Here is a 24651-nt window from a genome sequence, read left to right as displayed (position 1 = left end):
GTTTTACATACCTAGCCATACCAAGCAGCCATACTGAACATACTGGGCATTATTTTCAGTATAGTCCAGCATATCATTGACTAGAGTCATGCTCCCCAGAGCCGATTAAGTGAGTGGCATTGAGGTTCTCAATTCTGGGGTGGAACTCTTTGATCGGCTTGATCCCACAGGGGCTGCGGTTGAGGGAAGGTACTTTGAAGACGTAGGCCAGAACCAAATCGTCTTCATTGTAGATATTGACTAACTTTCCAGTGATATTTTCTACGTGTAAACTCCAGTTCTTATCGGCTTGTCTTCTAACGGCACCGCTGAGCAAGATAACATCTTTAAGACGTCGATCGGCAGTCTGTGGCCAACCGCGCATGATGTAGTAGGCTACCCTCGCTCCCAAAGAAAACCCCATCAAGGTAATTTGCTTTTCTGGCAGAGCAGAGAGCAGGAGGTAGGCGTAGTCCAGTCCCACTTGCTTGGCCTTGGCTTTGTGAGCTTCCCAATGGGCAAGTAGTCCTACCCCTAGCTTCAGGGCAGATAAAGTCAAGTTTACAGGACTGGAAGCGTCCCACCAGAGGTAGTACAGGGATCCCCGCCATCCGGCACGTCGGAGCGTTTCCCACAACTTTTCCAAGGTTGGGTTTCACCTTCGCTGAGAAAACCGTTGATGAAAACCAGGGCTTCGTCCCAGCCCCGGGAGGGCTCAATAGGGATCAGATAAGGCTCATGGTGGACAACTTCTTCAACAAGAGTTTCTGTAACCTTCTGGCCAACTTGGAAAGTGGCTTTGCCGGTTTCAGCAAGAATTTCTGCGGCTTTTTGGGTGGTCTCGATACCCGTACCAATGACAGTTTGCGCAACGGCCCCGCTAACCTGGCCGACAAACTTGCCTGTATCGAAGACTACGTCTACAACTTTTTCGCCAATCTGGGCAGGAGCTTTGAAGACCGCCTCAAAAATGTCTTGCATGGTCAATGACACCCCCTGAGAGCTGAGACCAGTATTACCCGCGCCGCATGGCGGTAACCCCCGTGGGATCCAGCACTTTGCCGCGCTCTACCTCGGCATGGATGAGGTAGCGATCGCCACACTCCATCCAACTTTTGACACGGCACTCCAGGTAAGCCAGGGCATCCAGAAGGATCGGGCAGCCATTTTCGGCAGTGGCCGTGGCCAGGCCGGCAAAGCGGTCTTCGCCAGGGCGTTGAGGCCGTTGAAAGTGTCGCTGCAGGCTGCTGCTTTTGCCCTCCCGCAGGATGTTGAGCACAAAGGCCGCTTGCGGATGGGTGAGCAGTTCTGCCTCGCTTTCCCTGCTCACGGAGAGGGTGAGGCCGGGGGGATTGAAGCTGGCCTGGGCCACTGACCAGGTGAGAAAGCCGCGCGGGATCCCATCCTGCAAGGCGGTCACCACACAGAGGGATCCCACCACTCGGCTGAGGGCCTGCGCCAGCCGATCCGCCTGAGTTTCAACACCGCCTTGGCGGGGGGCACGAGCTCGCTTGGCCTTGCGCAGGGCTTGGGCAAATTGGGATCCCGCCTCTTGGCAAGCTTCCAAGATCTCGGCGGTGGGCTTAAACTTGGCGCGGATCGTCTCAAACCCCAAGGTAAAGCCGGCATTGAGCAACTTGCTCTCGATGAGATCCACGGCCTCGCCGCTCCAGCCATAGGAGCCGAAGACCCCGGCCAGCTTGCTGGTGGGAACGGAAGAGAGAATCAGGCCCAGGGCTGTTTGGATCTGGACCGGGGGATGGCCGGCCAGGGTTGGCGAGCCGATGATGAACCCCTGGCAGCGCTCCAAGGCCTGGGCGATCTCTTCAGGGGTGGCCCACTCGCAGTTAATCCGCTCCACCGTAACTCCCGCCCGCTCCAAGCCTTGGGCAATGGCTACCGCCATCAAGCCGGTGTTGCCGTAGGCGGAGGTGTACAGGAGGGCCACCCGCTGCTCCAAGGGATCCTCTTCGCACCAGAGCTGGTAGTCCAAGCGCAGCCGCCGCAGGCTGTGGCGCACGAGGGGCCCGTGGGCAGGAGCGTAGATCTGGGCGGGGAATTCCTCCAGCTTGGCCAGGGCTGCCTTGACCTGGGGCGCTTGGTTGCGGTGGAGACAGTCGAAGTAGTAGCGGCGATCCTCGCTCAGTTGCCGCCAATGTTCATCGAATACCTGCTCGTCGCAGACATGGGCGCCAAAGAGCTTGTCGGTGAAGAGGATCCCGGTGGCCGGATCGTAGGTGCAGAGGGCATCGGGGTGGCGGGGCGTGGGCACCGTGCGCAAGTGCAGCTCATGGCCCTCTCCCAGATCCAGGCGATCCCCATCTCGGATGACCCGCAGGCGAAAGGACTGATTGCTGCCGTAGGGAATGCCAAAATCGGCGGCCTCCTCTTCGTCGCGGCCAGGAGGGGGGGACTCCCTGCCTTCAAAAGCTGCCCGCAGGGTAAGGGATCCTGGCTTAGAGCAGAGCACCACTGCGTAGGGGGCCAGCGGCAGAAGCGCCTTGAGGGTGGCGATGCGGTTGAAGTTGACGTGGCTGAGCAGGATAAAGTCCAGCCGCTGCAGGTATTGGTGCTGGGCCAGCTCCTCCAGAAAGATGTCCGTAAACGACTCCCCCGGCGGATCGATGAGCAGGGTTTGGCGGGCCTGGATGAGGTAGCTGTTGGCCGTGGTGCCCCGCTGCCGGGCATATTCCAGCTCAAACTTGAGGCGATCCCAGGTGCGGGAGCGCAAAACCAGAGTGGACGGGCCAATGACGGCCACTTGAACATCGCGAGTGGGAGTTTTGCTCGCCATAGCAGTCTCCAGGGGGCCTCTGTCCCCACCTTGCCACGAAACTAGGGAAATGGGGACCCCTTTTCCTCTATGGAAAGCTTCGAGAGCTAACGTAGAATTTGTCCATTCCCTGGGAGTGTTTGCGATGGCCCAAGCTTCTGGATCCGCCGGTGCTTCTGCTACGGCCTGGCATAGCCTCCCTCTTCCTGCTGTTATCCAGAAGTTGCAGACCGATCCCGATGCTGGCCTGACTACCCAGCAGGTGATCCAGAGGCAGCGGGAATACGGCCCCAACGAGCTAATCTCCTCTCCTGGACGCAGCGCCTGGCAGCTTTTCCTCGACCAATTCCGCAACGTCATGCTGCTGATGCTGATCGCCGTGGCGGCGATCTCAGCGACTCTGGACTTGCAGGAAGGCGAGTTCCCCAAAGATGCTCTGGCCATTCTGTTGATCGTCGGCCTCAACGGTCTGCTGGGCTACTTACAAGAAAGCCGGGCGGAAAAAGCGCTGGCGGCCCTAAAAAAGCTGGCCTCCCCCAGCGTGCGGGTGCAGCGGGACGGCCTGTGGCAGGAGATCCCCGCCAACCAATTGGTGCCAGGGGATCGCGTGCTCCTGGAAGCCGGGGTGCAGATCCCGGCCGATGGGCGCTTGGCGGAAGCGGTCAACCTGCAGGTGCGGGAGGCGGCCCTGACAGGGGAGGCGGTACCGGTTAGCAAGCAGGCTGACTGTGTCCTCCCCGAAGACACGGAGCTGGGGGAACGGCGCAACATGGCCTTCATGGGCACCGAGGTGTTGCAGGGGCGCGGGATCCTCTTGGTTACCGCCACCGGTATGAACACGGAGCTGGGCAAGGTGGCCGCCCTGCTGCAAACGGTGGAAAACGAGCCCACCCCCCTGCAGCGGCGCATGAGCCAGCTGGGCAACGTGCTGGTGTCGGGATCCCTGGCCTTGGTGGCGCTGGTGGTGATCGTGGGGCTGCTGCAGGCCGGCAGCATGGCGCCTTTCACCTCGCTGCTGGAAATCTCTCTCAGTATGGCCGTAGCCGTGGTGCCGGAGGGGCTGCCGGCCGTGATCACCGTCACCCTGGCCATCGGCACCCAACGCATGGTGCGCCGCAACGCCCTCATCCGCCGCCTGCCGGCTGTAGAGACCCTGGGATCCGTCACCACCATCTGCTCCGACAAAACCGGCACCCTCACCGAGAACAAGATGGTGGTTACCGACATCCTCACGCCGGAGCGCCACTACCAGGTCAGCGGCAGCGGCTACATCCCCAAGGGATCCTTCTACTGCCGCGGCCAGCCCATTGATCCCCAGAGCGCCCCGGATTTGCAGGCCCTTCTCAGGGCGGTGGTCTTCTGCAACGATGCCCTGTTGCAGGCCAGTCTTCCAGCCCAACGGGGCGCTGCCCCCACCTGGTCGATCCTAGGGGATCCCACCGAGGCCGCCCTGCTGGTGGCTGCTGCCAAGGCCAACCTGCAGAAAGCTTCCCTTCAAGAGCAGCACCCGCGCGCGCAGGAGATCCCCTTTAGCTCGGAACGCAAGCGCATGAGCGTGGTGGTGCAGGAGGAGGGCAGCTACCGCGTCTACGTCAAGGGATCCCCGGAGCTGGTGCTGGAGCAGTGCGCCCAGATCCAAAAAGGCGGAACCTGGCAGGAGCTGTCAGAAGCCGAGCGCCAAGCCATTCTGGCTGCCAACAACCGCCTGGCGGCCCAGGGCATCCGGGTTTTGGGGGTGGCCACCCAGCAGTTGCAGCGGATCCCGGAGAACCTGGAGGAGATCGAGCGCAACCTGGTGTGGCTGGGGCTGGTGGGCATGTACGATCCGCCGCGGCCCGAAGCGCGGGAAGCAGTAGCCCGCTGCCGCCAGGCCGGCATCCGCACCCTGATGATTACCGGCGATCACCAATTGACCGCTGTGGCCATTGCCCGCGAGCTGGGCATTCTCGACTCGGAGGGCCAAGCCATTGACGGGCGCACCCTCTCTCGGCTCAGCTTTGAGGAGCTGCTGCAGACGGTGCAAAGGGTCAACGTCTATGCCCGTGTTGCCCCCGAACACAAGCTGCGCATCGTCCAAGCTCTGCAAAAACAAAACCAGTTTGTAGCCATGACCGGGGATGGGGTCAACGACGCCCCTGCCCTGCGCCAGGCAGATATTGGCATTGCCATGGGCATCACCGGCACCGACGTCAGCAAAGAGGCCAGCGACATGGTGCTGCTGGACGACAACTTCGCCACCATCGTGGCGGCCATTGAAGAAGGGCGGGTGGTCTACAGCAACATCCGCCGTTTCGTGAAATACATCCTGGGCAGCAACATCGGCGAGGTGTTGACGGTGGCTGCTGCCCCTATCTTGGGCCTAGAGGACGTGCCACTGACGCCCCTGCAGATCCTGTGGATGAACCTGGTAACCGACGGCCTGCCCGCCCTGGCCTTGGCGATGGAGCCAGCAGAACCAGGGGTGATGCAGCGCCCCCCCTTCAACCCCAAAGAGAGCATCTTTGCCCAAGGGCTCGGTGCCTACATGGTGCGCATCGGTGTGGTCTTTGCCATCTCCACGATCCTGATGATGGCCATCGTGGAAGCCTATATCCCCCACTGGCGCACGATGGTCTTCACCACCCTGTGCATTGCCCAGATGGGCCATGCCCTGGCAGCCCGCTCCAACGACAAGCTGACCCTCGAGATGAACCCCTTTTCCAACCCCTACCTGCTGGGGGCTGTGTTGGCCACTTTGCTGTTGCAGTTGGCCCTGCTCTATGTGCCCTTCCTGCGCAACTTTTTCGGGACAGAAGAGTTGACCCTTCCAGAACTGCTCATTTGCCTGGGCTTTAGCACGGTGGTGATGGTCTGGGTGGATCTGGAAAAACTCTACCGCCGCTGGCGCCAGGGATCCCGCTGAATCTTCACAATTATTTTTCACAATAAAGCATCTTCACAATAAAGAGTCTCTCTCCCTACTGCACCCAGAAACAAAGCTTTGAGCCAAGACTCATTTCCCCAAAAAGCCACTCTTGAGGAATCCTGCCCATTGCATAGAGGCCATTTCCGCAAGTTAGCTGAGCTTCCCCTTTTGACCTCCAAGATAAGCTGGAAAGACTTGCTGGGATACTGTGGAAAGGGGGCAGGAATCTCTGGGTTCTATGCACAGAGAGCTATGGGCGGTAGGGAAAACGGTGGGCCTGGTGGATCCCTCTGGCCTTGCCTTTTGGCTGCTGGGATCCCTCTTCTTGGCTCTCCTGCTGCTTGGCGTCAGCCTGGGGGAAAGTCAGCCGCTTTCTGTCTTCAGAGGGATCCTGGGATCCCTTTCTCGAAGATTTCCCTTCCAACCTCCTAGAGGCACCCCCAGCCCAGAGGCTCGTTTTCGGGCAGCCTTGGAAGCCAGCTTGGATGCTATTTACCTGCTGGAGGCGGTGCGGGATCCCGTTACCCGCGAGATCCGCGACTTTGTCTTTGTGGATGTCAACGCCAAGGGGGAAGAGCTCATTTCCCTCCAGCGCCGGCAGATCATCGGCCAGCGGCTGTGCGAGCTGCTGCCCATCAACCGCTGGGGGGGCTTTTTTGAGAAATACAAGCGAGTGGTGGAAACCGGCATTCCTCTGGAAGAGGAGTTCCCCATTTCGGGGCAGCCGGGCTTGAAGGCCAGTTGGATCCATCACCAAGTGGTGCCGGTGGGAGACGGGATCCTCATCACCAGCCGCGACATCAGCGAGCAGGTCCAGATCAAGCAAGCCCTGGAGGCAAGCGAGTTGCGCTACCGGGCCCTCTATGAGGCGATCCCGGATTTGATTTTCGAGATTGACCCTGAGGGGCTGATTCTCAACTGCAAGCCTTCTCCCTACGTCCCCACCCAGCATCCGCCCGAGTTTTGTGTGGGTCGCCGCGCCCAAGACGTGTTTCCCAGCTCTTTCGGAGAGCAGTATCAGCTTTTAGCAGGGCGGGCCCTGTCCACTCAAACGCCACAGTATCTGGAGTACGAAATGGTGCTCCCCGCCGCTGCCGCAAACGAGTCTGAGCCGGCAATCCGCCGCTATCAGAAGGCTTGCGTCGTTGCCTATGGCAGAGATAGAGTCTACGTTTTGGTGCGGGATATCACCAAGCGGAAAGAGGCGGAGTTGGCCCTTAGAGAAATGGAAGCCACCCAGCGGGCCATTCTCCAAGCCATCCCCGACCTCATCCTTCGCCTGAATAGCCAGGGCATCTGCCTGAGCTCTATTCCCGGAGGCGATGTCCATCTTTACTGCCCAGCAGAGCGCCACTTAGGTCGATCCCTCCAGGAGATTCTGCCGCCAGCGCTGGCCGAGCAGCGGCTTTTCTATGTTCAGCAAGCCCTGGCCACCCAAACCCAACAGCGCTACGAGTACAGCATTGAAGTTCAAGGGGAGGTACGCTACGAAGAGGCCCGCATTGTCCCTCTCAACAGCCAGGAAGTCCTGGTGATCGTGCGGGATATTACAGAAGCCAAGCAGGCGGAGCTGGCCTTGAAAGCCGCTGAACAGCTGCAGCGAGCCATTCTAGAAGCCATTCCCGACTTGATCTTTCGCCTTGATAGCCAGGGCATTTGCTTGAGCTTTATCTCGGGGGGCGAGGTTCTTCTCTATGGCTCACCCGACACCTACGTGGGCCGATCCCTGCAGGAGCTTTTGCCACCGGAATTGGCCGAGCGGCGGCTTTTCTTTGTTCAGCAGGCTATAGCTACCCAGACGCGGCAGCGCTACGACCAAAGCATCGAGATTGAAGGGGAGACCCGCCACGAAGAGGTGCGCATTGTGCCCCTCAACCCCCAAGAGGTGGTGGTGATCGTCCGCGATGTAACCGACAGGGTGCGATCCCAGCAGGCCGTCCAGGAAAGCGAGCAGAAGTTCCGGGCGCTGTTTGAGAATGCCGCTGTGGCCATCCTCATCCGTCATGCCGAGACCGGCGAGATCCTGGAGGCCAACTCCCAAGCCATTGCCGCCTACGGGTTTTTCAGCCTGGAGGAGCTGCGGGCCTTCGACGCTTCCGAGCAGTCTCCCTATCGCCGGGCTCTTCGGGGCGGGGAGTTCTCGCTGCAGTCCTACTTGGAGCAAGCCCGCCAGCAGGGATCCGCCCGCTTTGAGTGGCAATGGCAGCGGCAGGATGGCCAGGTTGTCTGGGAAGACGTGTTTGTGCAGCCCCTTGTCTTGCGCGGGATCCCGTGTTGGGTGTTTACCGCGGTGGACATCACTGCCCGCAAGTCGGCAGAAGCGGAGCTGGAGCAGTTTTTCTCGGTGGCTCTGGATTTGCTTTGCATTGCCGATACCCAAGGGTACTTTCGCCGTCTCAACCGCGCCTGGGAGACTACGCTGGGCTATTCTCTGCAGGAGCTGCAGAGCCGACCCTTTTTGGAGTGGGTTCACCCGGAAGATGTCCCCGCCACGCAGGCGGCCATGCAGCAGCTTGTCGAAGAGAAACGGCTGGATCACTTTGTCAACCGCTACCGCACTCAGGACGGCAGCTATCGCTTCATCGAGTGGCGAGCCTCTTTGGCCGGATCCCTGGTCTACGCCGCCGGACGGGATATCACCCTAGCCAAGCTGGCAGAAGAGCAGATGAAAGCAGCCAAGGAAGCTGCCGAAGCCGCCAGCCGCGCCAAGAGCGAGTTCCTGGCCACCATCAGCCATGAGATCCGCACCCCCATCAACGCCATCCTGGGAATGGCTAACCTGCTGCTGGACACCTCCTTGGATCCGCAGCAGCAGGACTGGGTGCAGACCATCCGCTATGGAGGCGAGGTGCTGCTGAACCTAATCAACGACATCCTCGATTTCTCCAAGATTGAGTCCCAAAAACTGGAACTGGAGGAAATACCCTTTTCCTTGCCGCAGTTGGTGGAAGAGCTGCTGGATCTGATGGCAGCCCAAGCCCAGAGCAAGGATCTGGAACTGGTGGCTTGGGTGGATCCCAACCTGCCGCCAACCTTGATAGGGGATCCCAACCGGCTGCGCCAAATCCTGGCCAATCTGCTCAGCAACGCCATCAAGTTCACCCCCCAGGGAGAGGTGGTGGTGACCGTCGAGGCCGGGGAGAGGGATCCTGAAAAGCAATGGGTCAACGTTCAGGTGCGGGATACAGGCATTGGCATTCCCCCGGAAAAATTGGATCGCCTCTTCAAGCCCTTCAGCCAGGTGGATAGCTCCATCAGCCGCCAGTTTGGGGGCACCGGCCTGGGCTTGGCCATCAGCCAGCGTCTCTGCCAGCTCATGGGGGGAGCAATCGGGGTGGAAAGTCAGCCAGGCCAGGGATCCACTTTTCGCTTTCGCATTCCCCTGAAGAGGCCAGACCAGGAGCTGTTGCCAACCGCCGCACCGGATCCGTGCTTGGCCGGCAAGCAGGTTTTGCTGGTGGAAGACAACGCCAGTCAACGGCAGTTGCTATCCCGACTGCTGAGCGCTTGGGGCATGGAGGTAACCTGTTGCGCCTTGGCGGCAGAAGCCCAGGCTGCAGTTAGAACTCGTCCTTTTGACCTGGCCCTTCTGGATGCCACCCTGCCAGACCGGGATGGCTTGACCCTGGCGGCTGACCTGCAGACAGCGCAACCCCGCCTGTTGCCCATAGTGCTGACGGGGCATAACTTCATCTCCACAGCAGACCCTCTCCCCACTTTGGCCAAGCCGGTCAAAGCCTCCCAACTGCGGAAGCTGCTGCTGGGGCTTGTGGGAGAAAAAGCTCCTTCCTCCTTATCTTCCTCTCCCGCCGCTCCTCCCTCCATTTGGGACGCGACCCTGGCCAGCCGCTACCCGCTTCAGATCCTGGTGGCAGAGGATAACCCGGTTAACCAGAAGGTGATTCGCCTCATGCTGGAGCGATTGGGCTACCGGCCCGATATTGTCGGCAACGGCCTAGAAGCCGTCCAAGCTCTGCGCCTGCGACCCTACGATCTGGTGTTGATGGATATGCAAATGCCGGAGCTGGATGGTCTTGCGGCCACCCGTCGCATCCGCGCTGAACTGCCCCCTGAGCGCCAGCCTCGCATTGTCGTCCTCACGGCCAATGTGTTTTCGGAAGGCCGTGCTGCCGCCGAAGCTGCCGGGGTGGATGGCTACCTCACCAAACCCTTGGAGCCAGCCGCCCTAGTCCGGGTTCTTCAGGGATCCCTTCCCCTTCCCATCCCGGCCAGCCAAGAAGAGGATCCGACCCTCGACCCCGTTATCCTCGCCCAGATGCGGGCAGTCTTCAGCTCTCCAGAAGCCTGGCAGGAGATGATCCAAACCTACCGGCAGGACAGCGAAGCTCTATTGGGATCCCTGCGGCAGGCCCTAGAGCAGCGGGATCCCCAAGCCATTGCTCGGTTGGCCCACCGCCTCAAAGGCGGCAGCAGCACCCTGGGCGCCAAACGTCTGGCCGAGCTGTGTCAGCAGTTGGAAAAGCTGGTTCATGCCGAGCCAGCCAGTTCTGTAAAATGGGATACTATAGAGCAAGCCCTGCAGAAGCTGGAGGTGGCATATCGGCAAGTTATCCTCAGTCTGATACATTTACGCTGAACACTGCTGAACATCACTGTTCAACTATGCAGCGATAGCATTCTGTTTGTTTCCAAACAGAATGGCGGTATCCCGCAAAGCTTTGAGTAGAATACCCAAAGCGCAGTTTCCGTGTCGTCTTACTACCAATTTTCTGCTTTGCTTTGGCTACCATGTTGGCAGACTCGAAAGTAAACAGAAAGATCAACTGGTAGTAATCCGTACTGAACATATTATACATTATTTTCAGTATAGTTGAGCTTATTATTGACTAGAGTCATGCTCTCCTCTCGATGCCTATGCTGAGGCCCAATCCCCACCCTCCGGCCAGCTCGCCGGCGGTTCCTGAGGCCCAGGCGGGATCCCCCTCTCCTGAAAAGAAGCCGTTGGTGTTGGTGGTGGACGATGAGCGCAGCCAGCGGCTCTTGGTTTGCTATGCACTTGAGCGAGAAGGCTACCAAGTTCTAGAAGCCAGCAGCGGCGAGGCTTGCTTGCAGCTAGCCGCTCAACACCCAGTGGATATGGTCTTGCTGGATGCGGTCATGCCAGATTTGGATGGGTTTGAGTGCTGTCGCCGCCTCCATGCTCAAAACTCGGATCTGCCCATCCTCATCGTCACGGCGCTGGAAGATGAGTCCTGCGTGGATGAAGCCTTTGCTGCCGGGGCCAGCGATTACATTTCCAAGCCCATTCGCTGGTCGGTTTTGAAGCGGCGCATCCGCCACCTGATCCAGGCCAGCCAAGCCCAACGCCACCTGCGGGAACTTAACCAAGCCCTAGAAGCCAAAGTGCAGGAACGTACCGCCCAGCTGGCCTGCCAGGTACAGGACTTGCAGCAGCTCAGCCGCCTTAAGGATAGCTTTCTGGCCAGCGTTTCCCACGAGCTGCGCACTCCCCTCACCAAGATCAAGCTGGCCCTGGAGCTATTGGGCCGCTCCCCTCTAGACGAGAAGCAGCGCCAATACCACCGCATTGCCCTGGAAGAATGTCAAGCTGAAATCGAGCTAATCAACAGATTGCTGGATCTGCAGAGCCTAGAAGCCAAAGAGTTGAGCTCTGCGGCTGCCGCCATCGATCTCCACAGCCTTTGCACAAGCCTGCTCAATGGGGTGCGAGAACGGGCTCAAGCCCGGCAACTGAAGCTGGAGATGGCGGAGCTGACCTCACTTCCCGCAGTGCTCTACAGCTACCCGCAGCAGCTAACCCTGATCCTGAAGGAACTGCTGGAAAATGCCTGTAAGTTCACCCAGCCGGGCGGAACCCTCCGCTTAGAGGGGCAAGCCTTTCCCGGTGGGGTTGAGTTAAGAGTCGGCAATACCGCCCAAATCGAGCCTGAACACCTGCCCCACCTTTTCGAACGCTTTTACCGTGTGCCTTCTGAGGATCCCTGGGCGCAGCCGGGCAGCGGCCTTGGACTGGCCTTGGTGAAGTATTGGGTGGAGTATCTGCAGGGCCAAATCCGGGTCACCAGCCAGAAGGGATGGACTTGGTTTGTCCTTTGGCTGCCCAGCCTAGAGCCCTCCAACCGTTGACGCCCAAAGGCGGGTGGGAGGCAGCGATTGAGACTTTAGTGACCAACGACAGCAGCAGTCTCAGCAGTGGCAAAGGAAGTGCCGCAGCCGCAGCTAGCCACCGCATTGGGGTTCTTGAAGCGGAAGCCGCCCCCCAACAGATCCTCGGAGAAATCGACAGTCAGCCCTTGAATAAAGGTCATGCTCAAGGGATCCACCGCCACCCGAATCTCGCCAAAGTCAAAGGTATGGTCGTCAGGGTTGGCCTGGGGCTCGAAGTTCATGGTGTAGGAGAGGCCGGAGCAGCCGCTGGGCTTTACCCCCAGGCGCAAGATGGGTTGGGATCCCTCTTTCTCATACTTGCTGCGCAGCCGCTTTAGCTCTTGGATGGCGCTCTCGCTCAAGGTGATCATGGCGGGAAAGCTGACACTTACTTTTATCCTAACAGGGGTTTTGGGCCGCCTTTTCCCCTCGCGCGGCAGGAACAGTTGATAAGCTAGGGATCCCGTTTCCTCAAGCCTAACGTTCTGCCCTTGTGACGGATCCCAACGCCATTCGTGTTACCTTTCTGGGCACCAGCTCCGGCATGCCCACCCGCCAGCGCAATGTCTCGGGCGTGGCGGTGCAGTTTCCGCAGCGGTCAGAATGGTGGCTGTTTGACTGTGGCGAGGGCACCCAACACCAACTGCTGCGGCTAGACGAGCTGCGCCCCAGCCAGTTGCGCCGCATTTTCATCACCCACATGCACGGGGATCACATCTACGGCCTGCCAGGGCTGTTGGCCTCCTGCGGCCTGGGCAGCACCCCCCAACACATCGACATCTATGGCCCCCCCGGCCTGGAAGAGTACCTGAAGACGGTGCTGCGCTACAGCGAGAGCCGAATTCCCTATTCCTTCCGGGTTCACACCGTCGAAACAGGGCTCATTCTTCAGGATCCCGAGTACTGGGTCTTCTGCGCCCCCCTGGATCACCGGGTGCCCGCCTTCGGCTACCGCGTGGTGGAGCAAGACCGGCCCGGCACCTTCGACGTGGCCAAAGCCCAGGCAGACGGGATCCCGCCCGGCCCTCTCTACGGGCAGCTCAAGGCCGGCCAATCCATCCTCTGGCAAGGCCGCTGGTTCCACGGGCGAGATTACGTAGGGGCTCCGATCCCAGGGCGCAAGTTCTCCTACTGCACCGACACCATCTTCTGCCGCAACGCCGTCGATCTCTCTCGCGCCGCCGATCTGGTCATCCACGAGGCCACCTACGCCGAAGCGGATCGGGAGCTAGCCGAGCGCGCCAAGCACTCCACCGCCGCCATGGCCGCGCGGGTGGCCGCCGAAGCCAAGGCCCAGACCCTCATCCTCACCCACTTCAGCCCCCGCTACACCTCAGAGGGCCCTATCACTTTGGAAGACCTGCTGGCCGAAGCCCGGGCCATTTTTCCCAACACCATCCTGGCCCGGGATCGGATGACCTACGAGATCCCGCGCCGCAGCCCCGCTCCCCTGCCGGTGGGAGTCTAGACCTGCCTTGCTAGCTAGAATGATAGGACCGACAGCCTCAACCTGCGATGACGGATCCCAGACCCTATCCCGAACGGCCCAAAACCGAGCAACTGGAGCAAAACGCCAGCGAGTGGCAGGCCTTCAGCGCCTTGCCCCCCGCCACCTCTCTGCCTCCTGTGCAAGCCGAGCGACCGGCTTCTCAAGCAGCCAGCGTCCCCCAGGCTGAGGAAACCCTGCCCAAACTGGCCCCCTGGGGCAAACGGATCGGAGCCTTTGCCCTGGATTTTGGGCTGGGGCTGGGGGTCTCCTACCTGGCGCAGGGCCTGGCTTCCCTGGTGGGAGCCGATGCGGGCGCCGTGGATATGACCGGCTACATCGCCTTTTTTGCCACCTGGTTGGTGAACCGCGGCTACTTCCAATCCCGCCCCGCCGGCCAAAGCCTCGGCAAATGGCTGCTGAACCTCAAAACCCTGGATCCCGAAACCGAGGCCTCACCCCATCTGGTGCGCTCCCTGGCCCGCGAAGGGGTGCTCTCGCTGTTTATCCTCACGGAAGCCCTGCTGGTGCCTTTGGCTGCCGATGGCCTGTTCGCCCTTTTCGATAAAGAAAAACGCCAGAGCATCCACGACCGCGCCGGACGCACCCTGGTGGTGGAATCGGAGCGAGGCTACCACCTGGATGAAAAAGCCCTGCGGCTGCTGCAGGAAATTCTGGAGGGAGAAGCCGCCGAGGACGTCAAGTCCGCTGCTCGCGACCTGTTGCGCAAAGCTCAGCGCAACGAAACTGTGCGCGATCTTTCCAGACAGATGCAGCGCCTGAGCAGGGACGTGGATCGGAACACCCGCGCCCTCCGCCAACAAACCGGCAGGCAAGTCAAAAACTGGGTTGATTCCGTCAAAGAAAAGTTGGATAATTGGTGATCGCGCTTGCGAGGTAGCCCATCTCCAACCTCGTTGGCTGGGGTTTTGGGGATCTCGAGCCGACTTTCACCTCCATCTTGGGATCCACTATGGCCAAAGCAAAGGGTGCCCGCATCATCATTACCCTGGAATGTACGGAGTGCCGCACCAACGTCAACAAACGTTCTCCGGGGGTAAACCGCTACACCACCACCAAAAATCGCCGTAACACCACGGCCCGCTTGGAGCTGAAGAAATTCTGCCCCAAGTGCAACCGCCACACCGTCCATAAAGAGATCAAATAGTTCAAGACGCTTTACCGTTCTCCTGACCTATGGTTTACGCTCGTCGCCGCCTGTCTCCCATCAAACCGGGAGAGCCGATCAAATACACCGATGTTGAGCTGCTCAAGAAATTTGTAACCGAGCGCGGCAAGATCCTGCCCCGCCGCATCACGGGGCTGACTGCCAAGCAGCAGCGGCAAGTCTCCAAAGCCATCAAACAAGCGCGCATCCTAGGCCTTCTCTACTTTGTCAACAAAGAAGGGTAAGTTGCTGTCTGCTTTCTCCGGATCCCGATGAGCCTGCAGCTTTCGCCGCAATTGCAAGCTCGAATGGCCCAGCCCCTTGAGATTGGGGGGGTAAAGGTTTTTAGTCGTGTCTTTCAGGCACCCCTGTCAGGCGTAACCGACAAAGTGTTTCGGGGGTTGGTACGCCGCTTTGCCCCGCAAAGCCTGGTCTACACCGAGATGGTGAACGCCACCGGGTTGCACTATGCCCGCGAGCTGCCCCGCATTATGGAAATGGGTGAAGGAGAACAGCCCATCGGCATCCAGTTGTTCGACTGCCGGCCCCACTTTTTGGCCGAAGCGGCTCGCATGGCCGTGGATGAGGGGGCGACCTTGGTGGATATCAACATGGGCTGCCCAGTAAACAAGATTACCAGAAACGGCGGCGGCTCTGCCCTGCTGCGGGAGCCGGACACGGCAGCCCGGATTGTGGAAGCGGTGGCCAAGGCTGTACCTGTACCTGTTACAGTGAAAACTCGCCTGGGCTGGTCAGATCAGGAGATCAACATTCTGGATTTTGCCCATCGGCTGCAGGAGGCTGGAGCGCAACTGCTTACTTTGCATGGCCGCACACGCGCCCAGGGCTTTAGCGGCAAGGCTCGCTGGGATTGGATCCGCCGGGTCAAAGAGCACTTACGCATTCCGGTGATCGCCAACGGCGATATTTTCTCGACTGATGCAGCGGTAAAGTGTCTGGAGGAGACCGGAGCCGACGGGGTGATGTGCTCCCGCGGCACGATGGGCTACCCCTTCCTGGTGGGGCAAATCGATCACTTCCTGAAAACCGGCCAAGAAAGGCCGGCTCCTACCCCCCTGGATCGGATTCAAATGGCTTTAGAACACTTGCGGGGCCTCTGGGAGTATAAGGGAGAACGTGGCATCCGTCAGGCCCGCAAGCACATGACCTGGTACATCAAGGATTTTGCCGGCGCCTCTCAGTTTCGCGCCCTTCTCTGTCGCATCGAAACCTTGCAAGAAGGGGAAGCCCTTCTGCTTCAGGCCATGGAGCGCTGCCAAGAGGCCCCGCTGCAACCGGAAGAAGTAACTGAAGACTCAAACGAAGAGCAATTTGAAGAGACTACCTGAAATTGAGTGGGGGATCCTTTTACCCTGACGGCTGGGCGGTAGCCAATCGGTCTTTGACCGCCGTTTGCAAACGGTCGTTTTCATCTTGAAACAAGGCATCCACGCTTCTGGAGAAGCGACCCTGACTTGCTATGGGCAGTTGAGCATAAGCAAACTGCTCCGGCTGAGGCCGAAATGACAGTAACCATGCCAAACAGAAGCTCGCGGTCAGCAGCTTCAGCCGCACCTGAGCTCGATGCGAGCTTTTGGTCTGGCGGGCCTGGCCAGCCTCCCGCAGGCTGCCACGGTTTTCCCGAGCAGCCTGTGGAAAACCTGTGGAAATCCCCCGAAGGCCGCCCCCAGCCTTCATGGGATCCCCAGACCACATCTAGAGCAACGAACCATTAGATTAGAGCATCCCACACTGGTCGTACGTTAAGTTTTATAAATTTGTCAGGGAATAGCAACATTTTCATCCCCCTCAGCCTGTGGAAAACTTGTGGAAAACTTCAAAAATCTGTGGAAAACTTGTGGAAAAACCTCCCGAGTTATCCACAGAGTATTTATACCTTGTGGAAAGTTGGCCAAGTTATCCACAGTTTTTCCACAGGTGGGGAATACGATCAAAAGCTTGTGGCGCAAGGTTTTTCCGATCAATTTCCACAGTTTCCACAGCCCCTACTACTACTAGATTAAAAAATTAAATTGGGTAGGGATCGTGATTTTTAACTTTATCCTGCGCGCGCGAGGAAAATTTTTTGCAAAACTCGTCTGGGCAGGGAGGGATCCGTGGGAAGCAGGCGGTGTAGGATAGGCGTATTCAGCTCGCAAGTCCCCTGATGGTGCAAGCTCAACGTCCTGCGGATTGGGAAGTCGAAACCGGATCGCCCGCGTCTGCCCCGCGCGACGGCAGGTCTGGGGATCCCTTCCCCGTCAACAGGACAGAGTCCTTCGGCAAGGCTGTCGACCTACCTGCCGGTTGTCTTTGCTTCACCTGTGAGCAAGCTGAGCTCAGCCACCACCTTGCTGCAGTTAGCCGAGCCGTTGCCAGCCGTCCTGCCCTGCCAGTTTTGGCCAACGTGCTGGTAGAGGCAAGTGCAGAGGCACAGCGGGTTGCCCTGACGGCCTTTGACTTGAACTTGGGCATTCGCAGCGAGTTCGAGGCCGAGGTGAAGGGATCCGGTCGCACCACTCTGCCGGCCAAGCTGCTCAGCGACATCGTCAGCCGTTTGCCTAGCGGCCCGATCGGCCTCAGCCAAGTGCCGGAGAGCGCTGCCGTGACCCTTACATCGGCCGCCGGCCAGTACCAGCTACGCGGCATGCCTGCGGAAGAGTATCCCACCTTGCCCGAGATAGCGCCCCGTACTGCCGATGCCGATGCTGAGGAGGAGAGCTTAGCCGCCCAGATCCTTGAGCTGCCCATCGAGAGCCTGCTGCAAGGGATTGGCCAAACCCTCTTTGCCGCTTCCGGTGATGACACCAAGCAAGTGCTTACGGGTGTACATGTCAAGCTCTTGACCGGGGATCCGCCGCGGCTGGAGTTTGCGGCCACCGATGGACATCGCCTGGCGATAGTTCAGGTGGAGGCGGAAGGGATCCCAGTTGATTTGGCGGCTGGGGGGACGAAGCTGGATTTCACCATTCCCGCTCGGACTCTACGAGAGGTGGAGCGCATCCTCGGCGCCCAGACGGCCGCCTCCGCGGTGGAACTGCGGTTTGACCGGTCGCAGGTGCAATTTATTTTGCCCCCTGGCGCCGGCAGCGCTCAGTGCCAGCAGCGGATTACCAGCCGCCTTTTGGAGGGCCAGTACCCCGACTACAACCGCCTGATCCCCCGGCAATTTGAGCGGCATGTAACCCTGGAGCGTCGGCCTTTGATCGAGTCCTTGGAGCGAGTGGGGGTGTTTGCTGCCCAGCGGAACGACATCATCAAGTTCAACCTTTCTGAGGCAACCCAAACCCTACGCATCAGCACCGAGGCGCCCGATGTGGGCAGCGGCGAGGAATCTCTGCCGGTACAGATGTCCGGCCCTGACCTGGAGCTGGCTTTTAATGTGCGCTACCTGCTGGAGGCCCTTAAGGTGTTTCATACACAGCAGGTGAGCCTGGAGCTGAACGGCGCTACCCAGCCGGCCATCTGGAAGCCGATTGGAGCGACGCGCCTCTGCTATTTGGTCATGCCGGTTCAACTGCGGGCTACCTAGCCCACCCCAGCCTGACCCAAATCGAAGATTGGCCTCAGTTGCTCCCCTGACCTGTCCGGAGAGGAGAACAGGTGGCTGCCGATAGCAGCTCGAGCAAACCGGTGGGTAAACTCCTGCACCAAGTCCACCCGCCCTTGGCGCAAAACGGCCGGCTCCAGGCGCTCGGTCGTGTTGCAGGTCATTAACACCACCAACCTCTGCTCGCAGTCGAGATAATCGGGAGCGAGCACGCTTTGGTGAAGGGTGCCATCTAACAGGCTGAGGATGCGTTCGGTTTTGGTGCTCTGCTGGGCTACCTCGCTGGCTCGGTCTTGGGCGAGGTGATCGGCTTCGTTGATGATCAGGCAGACCCCCTCCAGGTAGGGGGGCGCGATGAACTCCTGCACGGCTTCGTGATCCAAGATGAGCACCGCATAGCGCAGGGGCCCCAGCAGCTCGTGGGTCACTGCCTGCGTCCATCCCGTTTTGCCCGTACCCGGGATCCCGTGCACCAAGACCGCCAATCGCTCCTGCTGTAGAAGCTGCAAAGGCCTGAATTTCGGTGGGAAAAGAACTGATTGGATAGGGGCTGTGGATTTGCCCGATCCGGCTTTGGTAGCCGCTCACCATCACTGCCAGATTGTAAGTAACCTTGCGAACAAGGGCCTGAGAGCCACGCCCAGCAGGGTGTAGCGGCGGCAGTTGTGATAGGTGGCCTGAACTTGTAGCCAAATCTGCGGCTCCGGTCAGAAGGCATAGGTGGTGCCCAGGCTGCTGATTTCCTCCCAACTGCTGAACCGCTCGACTGGATGGTAGAAGTAGCGCTCCATATGGAATTGCGCCAACTGCACCAGTCGCCCCAGATGCGCTAAAACTCTGAGAACGGTCATTTCCTGCAGGCGCCTTAAAACGTCATCGATGGGAACTTGATCCCGGCTCACCTGCTGCTGAATCGGCGTCTGCGTGGAAAGCTGATCATGAAATACTGTATGGTCGGGGCTGGGCAGAGGTGGAGTGACGCTATTCCAAAACCCTTCGATCTTGTAACAGGTATTCTCTGAAAGTTGAGAAGCGCGCTGTACTCTCTACGTCCTACCGCATTGGCAATATCGCTGCACACATCTCCAAAAATTTTTCGGCCAACGCCCAGGGATCCCGCACAGGAATACTCGGCATCGAAATGGCGGTACAGGGGTTTCCACCCGGATTGCAGTAGGTTGTGCCGGTAGCTGGGGTAATAGTCTTCGTAATCGTTATCCAGGCAGGGTTAGGGTCTGAGAAGAGGGGAAGCCAATAGGGGGTGCTAGGGCGTGGACGACTGAAAGAGCTGGGCTGTTGACGATTGCAGGGAATCCAAACGGCATGAGTCAAGAGTGTTCTGGGTGTGGTCAGGTGGTTCCCAAAAAACTCCACGAAAGGTGGCACGATTGCCCCTACTGCGGGCTAAGCCTGTCACGGGATCACAACTTGGCGAGGGGAATCAAATCCAGAGCGGTGGGGCATCCCGTTCTTAAAGCTCAGGAAACGCCCGCTGCGATAGCAGGGATCCCTGTTCGCGAAGCGTGGCGTAAGCCATGAAGCCCGCCCTCTACCCGTTCGCGTCAGCGGCGCGGAGCGCTTCAGGGTGAGGAACGGGAGTATGGGCTTCCAAATCGTTGCTGTGGTCTGTGGAGCCCGAATGGCCGCTGAGAGTGGCTTGGGCGTTGCGGCGCAGCCGGTGGGCCTTGAGGCGGCGCAGGGCAGAGGCGGGAAACCTGCGGTCGAACTCCTCGTCGCCAATCCGCGCCAGTTCTTGGAGATCGGGGGCAACATTCCAAGGGTAAGGCTGAAAATCGGGGATCCGGCTGGGCCGGGCAAAGCGCTGGTTCCAAGGGCAGACCTCTTGGCAGATGTCGCAGCCGGCCACCCAGTTGTGTAGGTTCTGGGCGATCTCGGCAGGGATCTGCTCGGCGTGGCTTTCCAAGGTGTGGTAGGCAATGCAGCGGCGGGAATCCACCACCCCTGGGCTGACGATGGCCTGGGTGGGGCAGGCCTCCAGACAGCGGCTACAGGTGCCACAGTGGGCGGTGTGGGGCCGGTCGGGGATCAACGGGAGAGTGGTCAGGATTACCCCCAGAAATACCCAGGAGCCGTATTCGCGGGTAAGCAAGAGGCCGTTTTTTCCGATCCAGCCCAAGCCCGCCTGCATGGCCCAGGGCTTTTCCGCCACTGGGCCGGTATCGACGTAGAATCGACCGCGGTAGTCCGGAAACTGGGCCTGCATCCAGAGGTGGAGCTGCTTCAGCCGCCGTCCCAACACGCGGTGGTAGTCCCGCCCCCACGCGTAGCGGGAGATCTTGCCTTTAGCTGGATCCCGGCTGTGGCAGGTGGGGGTGTAGTAGTTGAGGGCCACACAGACCAGAGATTGTACTCCCGGCAGCACCCGCTCTGGATCCATTCGCCGGGGATCGGCCATCCAGGCCATGTCGGCGGCCATGCCCGCGGCCAGCCAGGCCCGCAAGCTCGTCAAGTCAGGGGGATCCGCCGCGCTGGCAATGCCGACTTTGTCAAAGCCCAGCGCCAGCGCCTGCCGCTTCACCTGCTCGGTGGCTCTGGCCCAATCGGCTGCTGCTCCCACGGTCGGCCCCGACAATTCTAGGGCTATTCTGGCAGACCCATCACCTGGCGGTAGCGGGCCTCCAGTTGTGCTGCCTGCTGCGAGCGACGGAAGGGATCCCAGGTGCTGTGAGCGAACAGCTCCTGCCGCAGCTTGGCCACATCCACCGTCGTTACCTCGCCGTTGGCCACCACCCGCTTCCCCCTGACCCAGACGCTGTGCACCACCTGGGTGGGCCGGCCCAGCACCAGTAGACCAATGGGATCCGTGCGGGGCAACAGCGACAGTTGGGTGAGGTCGTAAAGCACTAGATCCGCCTGCTTGCCCACCTCCAGGGATCCCAGCTCCTCTCCCAGCCCTAGACCAATGGCCCCACCGCGAGAGGCCATCTCGATGCTCTCCCGCGGCGAGATCCAGTGGCGGTAGTCGGGATCCGTAATGTTGTGCAGGATGGTGCCGATTTTAATGGCCTCCAGGAGATCCTGGGAGTCATTGCTGGCTGACCCATCGCAGCCGAAGGCCACGTTCACCCCCGCCTGCCGGTACTTGAGGATGGGGGCGATGCCGCTGCCCAGGCGCAGGTTGCTCAAGGGGTTGTGGACAACCGTAGAGCCGGTGCGGGCCAAGATCTCGATATCGGCATCGGTAAGCCAGACGCAGTGGGCCAGCGAGGTTCTCCGGTCTAGGTAGCCCAAGCGCTCCAGGTGCTCGACTGCGCTGCAGCCGTACTTTTCCTGGGCCAATCTCTGCTGGGCGCGGGTTTCCAGCAGGTGGGCATGGCGGGGGAGGCCATACTTCTGGCTCAACTCCGCGCAGCCCTCAAACAGCTTGTCAGAACAGAGTTGGATGCCGGTGGGGGCCACCATCAGCGTGATGCCCTCCTCTGGCCGGTGAAAGCGCTGCACTGCCTCTTCCACAATGGCCAACACCTCCGCTGTGGAGAGAGGATAGGTTTCCAGCTCCCGATCCGAAAAGGAGCCGCTGGGCAACCCCTGAGAGAGGGCTTGATCCTGGAGCAGGGGGCCGATGAAAGCGCGGATCCCGACTTCTCGGTAGGCCCGCACCGCCGCCTCGAGGGTGGCCAGCTCCTGGCCAGGGATGAGGATTAGGTGATCCACTACGGTCGTGCCGCCACTGAGCAAGGTTTCCACCGCTGTCGCCAGGGCGCTGAGATAAATCTTTTCTGGATCCGGGGGCGCGTACTCGTGCAGTTGTGCCAGCCACAGCTCCAGCGGGTAGGGCGGGATGATCCCTCTTTGCCACAGCTCCGAAGAGTGGGTGTGAGCGTTGACAAAGCCGGGCAACAAAAGCTTGTTGTGGGCATCGAGCTCTACGCCATCTGGGCCCACTGCCGCCAGCTCTTTGCCGATGGCAGCGATCCGCTCCCCTTCAATGCGGACATCTGTAGTCTCGTAGCCGGTGGCGGTGGGAATCAGCACATTGCGCAAAAGGTAGCTCATGGCCAGCAATCAAAAGAGCTGTTCTTCAGTTCACACTTTGCCGTGCCAAGGCAAAAAGGGAGGAAAGCCCCAAATACCCTCCCAGGACGCTTCCCGTGAGGAAGTCACCACCTAGCCAGCCCCCCTCAGGGTGGAGAGGCCCACCGAGTAGGCTGCTTCCACCAATCGGGGTGAATTCAGGGATCCATCCGCAGCGTGGAATGGGCTTATTTCTTCTTCTTGGTGGAGCCCTTTTTGGAGGGCTTGCCCTCAGCAGCAGGCGCTGGCTCTGCGTCAGCAGATTCTGCGACGACGGGTTCTGGGGCAACGGACTCTGCTGGAGGTTCGGCAGCAGGTTGGTCAGCCACAGGTTCTGCGGGAGGAGCGGCTGCAACTTCTGCCACTTGCGCTGGCTGTGCTGGCTTGAGACCGGCCTGAGCGGCCACCTCAGCGGCAAAATCCGCTTCTTGTTTCTCGATCCCTTCTCCCAAGACGAAGCGGGCAAACCGCCGCACCCGGATGTTTTCCCCTAGCTTGGCAATGTGCTGCTTCACCAATTCCTCTACGGTAATCGAGGAATCTTTAATAAAGGGCTGATCCATCAAGGACAGCTCTTTCAGGCGCTTCTCGATGCGGCCCTGCACGATCTTTTCCCGCACGTTTTCAGGCTTGCTGGCCAGATCCTCTTTGCCCATCTCGATGGCCCTTTCCCGCTCCACCACTTCGGGAGGGATCTGGTCAATGCTGACGTACTCCACGCTTTGGCAGGCGGCAATCTGCTTGGCAATATCTTGCACCAGCTTCTTAAAGTCTTCGTTGCGGGCCACAAAATCCGTCTCGCAGTTCACCTCCACCAACACACCGATCCGGTTGCCGAAGTGGATGTAGCTATCGACAACCCCCTCAGCCGCCACGCGACTGGCCTTTTTGGCTGCCCCTGCCAACCCTTTCTGCCGCAGCCAGGTGATGGCTTTCTCCATATCGCCACCGGACTCTTCCAGGGCTTTTTTACAGTCCATCATGCCTGCGCCCGTCTTTTCGCGCAGCTCTTTGACCAATTTGGCATCAATACTCATGAGGGTTCCTCAAATCTCACATCGTACAAAGAGGCAGAAAGGATGTGACCGGATGCAGAGGATAGGCAGGAGCAGAACAAAGGATGAATCTGGATTTTAAGGATACAGGCTTCTGGAGAAAGGATGGACAGGGAGCAACTCGAACCACCCAGGATCCCCACCCTCGGCCCAAGGGTTACTCTCCCTGCTCGGGATCCCCCTCCTCTTCATCCTCCACATCTTCCAGAATGTCATCCTCTAGATCCATGTCCATGGCCCCCTCGTAGTCGTACTCATCCTCTTCGACTGTGTCGAGCTGCCCATGTCGCCCTTCGTAGATGGCATCGGCCAGCTTGCCTACAATCAGCTTAATCGCTCGGATGGCGTCGTCGTTAGAGGGGATGAAGACATCGCTCAGGTCAGGATCGCAGTTGGTATCCAGCAGCGAGATGATCGGAATCTTGAGCTTGATACATTCCTGAACGGCGTTGGCCTCCCGCCGCTGATCGACGATGATTACCGCGTCGGGGAGCTTGCGCATAGTTTTGATGCCGCCCAAGTACTTCTCCAACTTGGCCAATTCCCGTTTTAGGCGGGCCGCTTCTTGCTTAGGCAGGCGATCCAGCAGGCCGCTGCTCTGCATCTCCTCGATTTCCTTGAGGCGGTCGATGCGGGTTTTGATGGTGGCCCAGTTGGTGAGCATGCCCCCCAGCCAGCGCTGGTTGACGTAGTAGCTGCCACAGCGAGTGGCCTCATGGGCGATGATCCCGGCGGCTTGCCGTTTGGTGCCGACAAACAGGAAACGCCACCCCTTTTCGGCCCCCTCCCGCACGTATTCATAGGCTTCGTTGAGGTAACGGGCCGTCTGCACCAGGTCGATGATGTGAATGCCGTTGCGCTCGGCGAAAATGTAGGGCCGCATCTTGGGGTTCCAGCGGCTGGCCTTGTGGCCGAAGTGTACCCCTGCCTCCAGCAGTTGAGGCAAACTGACTACGCTCATGAGTTGGTTATCTCCTACGGGTTAGCCTCCGCCCGAACGGATCCCCGTTGAGGACACCCGGTAGTTCGGGCGTGTGGTATTTTGACAGCTCAGCTATGCTAGCATGTGTTCTACAGGATCCGGTAACCAAGGCCTTGCACTTGCCGGGATCCGGTTCTAGAAGCTAAACTGGTAAAGCACCTCCAGAGATTTTCTCTGGCTTAGGTGCGTCGGGGCGTAGCGCAGCTTGGTAGCGCACCACTTTGGGGTAGTGGGGGTCGAAGGTTCAAATCCTTTCGCTCCGACTGGAATTAGAGAGAGCCCCTTTCTAGTGGCAGGGTCAAGCCATTCTTTTGGGGATTGCGGTAAACTACCCCGCGGCTGAAGCTAGGGGCTCTGAGGGCTCCGTCCCGCTGGCGCGAGCAGGGAAACTGCTCTTGGAAAGAAAGCTGCATTGGCGCTAGTGGTGCGGGGCCTCCTAGGTGGCTTCCATCAGAACCTCCGGGGTACTCCCGCCACAGCGCAGCTTGGCGGGATGGAGGATAGGCGGTGAGACGAAGGGGTTCAATGCCCCTGAGTCTCACAATCTGGGCGTTGCCTGCTGCTCGACATACTTCTTCAACTCCTCAAC

Annotated in this window: 17 protein-coding genes, 1 tRNA gene and 2 pseudogenes; 12 read left to right on the top strand and 8 right to left on the bottom strand. The window is 59.6% G+C overall.

What is annotated here, in order from left to right; genetic code table 11:
- Window positions 1-73: 73 nt before the first annotated feature.
- Complete coding sequence (locus ACVW0R_RS11680; RefSeq protein WP_457502094.1) at window positions 74-625, bottom strand: DUF726 domain-containing protein; 552 nt, start codon at window positions 623-625, stop codon at window positions 74-76.
- Between the two features lie 92 nt (window positions 626-717).
- Between ACVW0R_RS11680 and ACVW0R_RS11675 the strand changes: the two genes are divergently transcribed.
- Window positions 718-969, top strand: coding sequence for a hypothetical protein (locus tag ACVW0R_RS11675; RefSeq protein WP_414508282.1), 252 nt, complete (start codon window positions 718-720; stop codon window positions 967-969).
- A gap of 25 nt (window positions 970-994) precedes the next feature.
- Here the strand turns inward: ACVW0R_RS11675 and ACVW0R_RS11670 are convergent, their stop codons facing one another.
- Window positions 995-2773 (bottom strand): diflavin flavoprotein, encoded by a 1779-nt coding sequence (locus ACVW0R_RS11670; RefSeq protein ID WP_011430493.1) that lies wholly within the window; start codon window positions 2771-2773, stop codon window positions 995-997.
- Between the two features lie 124 nt (window positions 2774-2897).
- Here ACVW0R_RS11670 and ACVW0R_RS11665 point away from each other — a divergent pair, with 124 nt between their 5' ends.
- From ACVW0R_RS11665 to ACVW0R_RS11655, 3 genes are all read left to right on the top strand, one after another.
- Window positions 2898-5654, top strand: coding sequence for a cation-translocating P-type ATPase (locus tag ACVW0R_RS11665; RefSeq protein WP_011430492.1), 2757 nt, complete (start codon window positions 2898-2900; stop codon window positions 5652-5654).
- A gap of 241 nt (window positions 5655-5895) precedes the next feature.
- On the top strand, window positions 5896-10254 hold the full coding sequence (locus ACVW0R_RS11660; protein WP_457502093.1) for a PAS domain S-box protein: 4359 nt from the start codon (window positions 5896-5898) through the stop codon (window positions 10252-10254).
- Window positions 10255-10532: 278 nt separating this feature from the next.
- Window positions 10533-11765 (top strand): hybrid sensor histidine kinase/response regulator, encoded by a 1233-nt coding sequence (locus ACVW0R_RS11655; RefSeq protein WP_457502092.1) that lies wholly within the window; start codon window positions 10533-10535, stop codon window positions 11763-11765.
- Window positions 11766-11800: 35 nt separating this feature from the next.
- On the opposite strand, the gene ACVW0R_RS11650 is transcribed toward ACVW0R_RS11655, so the two are convergent.
- Window positions 11801-12157 (bottom strand): HesB/IscA family protein, encoded by a 357-nt coding sequence (locus ACVW0R_RS11650; RefSeq protein ID WP_457502091.1) that lies wholly within the window; start codon window positions 12155-12157, stop codon window positions 11801-11803.
- A gap of 122 nt (window positions 12158-12279) precedes the next feature.
- Between ACVW0R_RS11650 and rnz the strand changes: the two genes are divergently transcribed.
- From rnz to dnaN, 6 genes are all read left to right on the top strand, one after another.
- Window positions 12280-13254, top strand: a complete 975-nt coding sequence (rnz, locus tag ACVW0R_RS11645) for a ribonuclease Z (protein WP_011430488.1) — start codon at window positions 12280-12282, stop codon at window positions 13252-13254.
- 47 nt (window positions 13255-13301) lie between these two features.
- Window positions 13302-14156: an RDD family protein gene (locus ACVW0R_RS11640; RefSeq protein WP_228375219.1), complete on the top strand. Its 855-nt coding sequence runs from the start codon at window positions 13302-13304 to the stop codon at window positions 14154-14156.
- 89 nt (window positions 14157-14245) lie between these two features.
- Entirely contained in the window at window positions 14246-14440 is a 195-nt protein-coding gene (gene rpmG / locus ACVW0R_RS11635) for a 50S ribosomal protein L33 (RefSeq protein WP_011430486.1), read from the top strand.
- Window positions 14441-14469: 29 nt separating this feature from the next.
- Complete coding sequence (rpsR, locus tag ACVW0R_RS11630; protein WP_011430485.1) at window positions 14470-14685, top strand: 30S ribosomal protein S18; 216 nt, start codon at window positions 14470-14472, stop codon at window positions 14683-14685.
- A 27-nt stretch (window positions 14686-14712) separates the two neighbouring features.
- The gene (gene dusB, locus ACVW0R_RS11625; protein ID WP_457502090.1) at window positions 14713-15789 is read left to right on the top strand and encodes a tRNA dihydrouridine synthase DusB; all 1077 of its coding nucleotides are present in this window, start codon (window positions 14713-14715) and stop codon (window positions 15787-15789) included.
- A gap of 818 nt (window positions 15790-16607) precedes the next feature.
- Window positions 16608-17972: a DNA polymerase III subunit beta gene (gene dnaN / locus ACVW0R_RS11620; protein ID WP_099835900.1), complete on the top strand. Its 1365-nt coding sequence runs from the start codon at window positions 16608-16610 to the stop codon at window positions 17970-17972.
- Window positions 17973-18067: 95 nt separating this feature from the next.
- Here the strand turns inward: dnaN and ACVW0R_RS11615 are convergent.
- Window positions 18068-19212 (bottom strand): annotated as a pseudogene (locus ACVW0R_RS11615) (AAA family ATPase); the annotation flags it as partial.
- 59 nt (window positions 19213-19271) lie between these two features.
- Between ACVW0R_RS11615 and ACVW0R_RS11610 the strand changes: the two are divergent.
- Window positions 19272-19529 (top strand): annotated as a pseudogene (locus ACVW0R_RS11610) (zinc ribbon domain-containing protein); the annotation flags it as partial.
- 10 nt (window positions 19530-19539) lie between these two features.
- Here the strand turns inward: ACVW0R_RS11610 and queG are convergent.
- The 4 genes from queG to rpsB form a co-directional block, all read right to left on the bottom strand.
- A complete protein-coding gene (queG, locus tag ACVW0R_RS11605; RefSeq protein ID WP_457502089.1) occupies window positions 19540-20583 on the bottom strand; it encodes a tRNA epoxyqueuosine(34) reductase QueG in 1044 nt (347 codons plus the stop codon).
- Window positions 20584-20591: 8 nt separating this feature from the next.
- Window positions 20592-22007, bottom strand: coding sequence for an amidohydrolase (locus ACVW0R_RS11600; protein WP_099813171.1), 1416 nt, complete (start codon window positions 22005-22007; stop codon window positions 20592-20594).
- 206 nt (window positions 22008-22213) lie between these two features.
- The gene (gene tsf, locus ACVW0R_RS11595) at window positions 22214-23062 is read right to left on the bottom strand and encodes a translation elongation factor Ts (RefSeq protein WP_011430475.1); all 849 of its coding nucleotides are present in this window, start codon (window positions 23060-23062) and stop codon (window positions 22214-22216) included.
- Window positions 23063-23237: 175 nt separating this feature from the next.
- A complete protein-coding gene (rpsB, locus tag ACVW0R_RS11590; RefSeq protein WP_011430474.1) occupies window positions 23238-24041 on the bottom strand; it encodes a 30S ribosomal protein S2 in 804 nt (267 codons plus the stop codon).
- A gap of 210 nt (window positions 24042-24251) precedes the next feature.
- Here rpsB and ACVW0R_RS11585 point away from each other — a divergent pair.
- Window positions 24252-24325 (top strand) — tRNA-Pro (locus ACVW0R_RS11585).
- Window positions 24326-24651 lie beyond the last annotated feature (326 nt).

Source organism: Thermostichus sp. MS-CIW-15 (assembly GCF_054060575.1).
Note: the sequence above shows the minus strand (reverse complement) of the source record. Positions and strands in the feature narration are given on the sequence as shown.

What these genes read in the sequence shown, in the direction of transcription:
- ACVW0R_RS11675 (WP_414508282.1), top strand. Translation starts at nt 718, where the DNA reads ATGGTGGACAACTTCTTCAACAAGAGTTTCTGTAACCTTCTGGCCAAC.
- ACVW0R_RS11670 (WP_011430493.1), bottom strand. Translation starts at nt 2,773, where the DNA reads ATGGCGAGCAAAACTCCCACTCGCGATGTTCAAGTGGCCGTCATTGGC.
- ACVW0R_RS11665 (WP_011430492.1), top strand. Translation starts at nt 2,898, where the DNA reads ATGGCCCAAGCTTCTGGATCCGCCGGTGCTTCTGCTACGGCCTGGCAT.
- ACVW0R_RS11660 (WP_457502093.1), top strand. Translation starts at nt 5,896, where the DNA reads ATGCACAGAGAGCTATGGGCGGTAGGGAAAACGGTGGGCCTGGTGGAT.
- ACVW0R_RS11655 (WP_457502092.1), top strand. Translation starts at nt 10,533, where the DNA reads ATGCTGAGGCCCAATCCCCACCCTCCGGCCAGCTCGCCGGCGGTTCCT.
- ACVW0R_RS11650 (WP_457502091.1), bottom strand. Translation starts at nt 12,157, where the DNA reads ATGATCACCTTGAGCGAGAGCGCCATCCAAGAGCTAAAGCGGCTGCGC.
- ACVW0R_RS11640 (WP_228375219.1), top strand. Translation starts at nt 13,302, where the DNA reads ATGACGGATCCCAGACCCTATCCCGAACGGCCCAAAACCGAGCAACTG.
- rpmG (WP_011430486.1), top strand. Translation starts at nt 14,246, where the DNA reads ATGGCCAAAGCAAAGGGTGCCCGCATCATCATTACCCTGGAATGTACG.
- rpsR (WP_011430485.1), top strand. Translation starts at nt 14,470, where the DNA reads ATGGTTTACGCTCGTCGCCGCCTGTCTCCCATCAAACCGGGAGAGCCG.
- dusB (WP_457502090.1), top strand. Translation starts at nt 14,713, where the DNA reads ATGAGCCTGCAGCTTTCGCCGCAATTGCAAGCTCGAATGGCCCAGCCC.
- dnaN (WP_099835900.1), top strand. Translation starts at nt 16,608, where the DNA reads ATGGTGCAAGCTCAACGTCCTGCGGATTGGGAAGTCGAAACCGGATCG.
- ACVW0R_RS11600 (WP_099813171.1), bottom strand. Translation starts at nt 22,007, where the DNA reads ATGAGCTACCTTTTGCGCAATGTGCTGATTCCCACCGCCACCGGCTAC.
- tsf (WP_011430475.1), bottom strand. Translation starts at nt 23,062, where the DNA reads ATGAGTATTGATGCCAAATTGGTCAAAGAGCTGCGCGAAAAGACGGGC.
- rpsB (WP_011430474.1), bottom strand. Translation starts at nt 24,041, where the DNA reads ATGAGCGTAGTCAGTTTGCCTCAACTGCTGGAGGCAGGGGTACACTTC.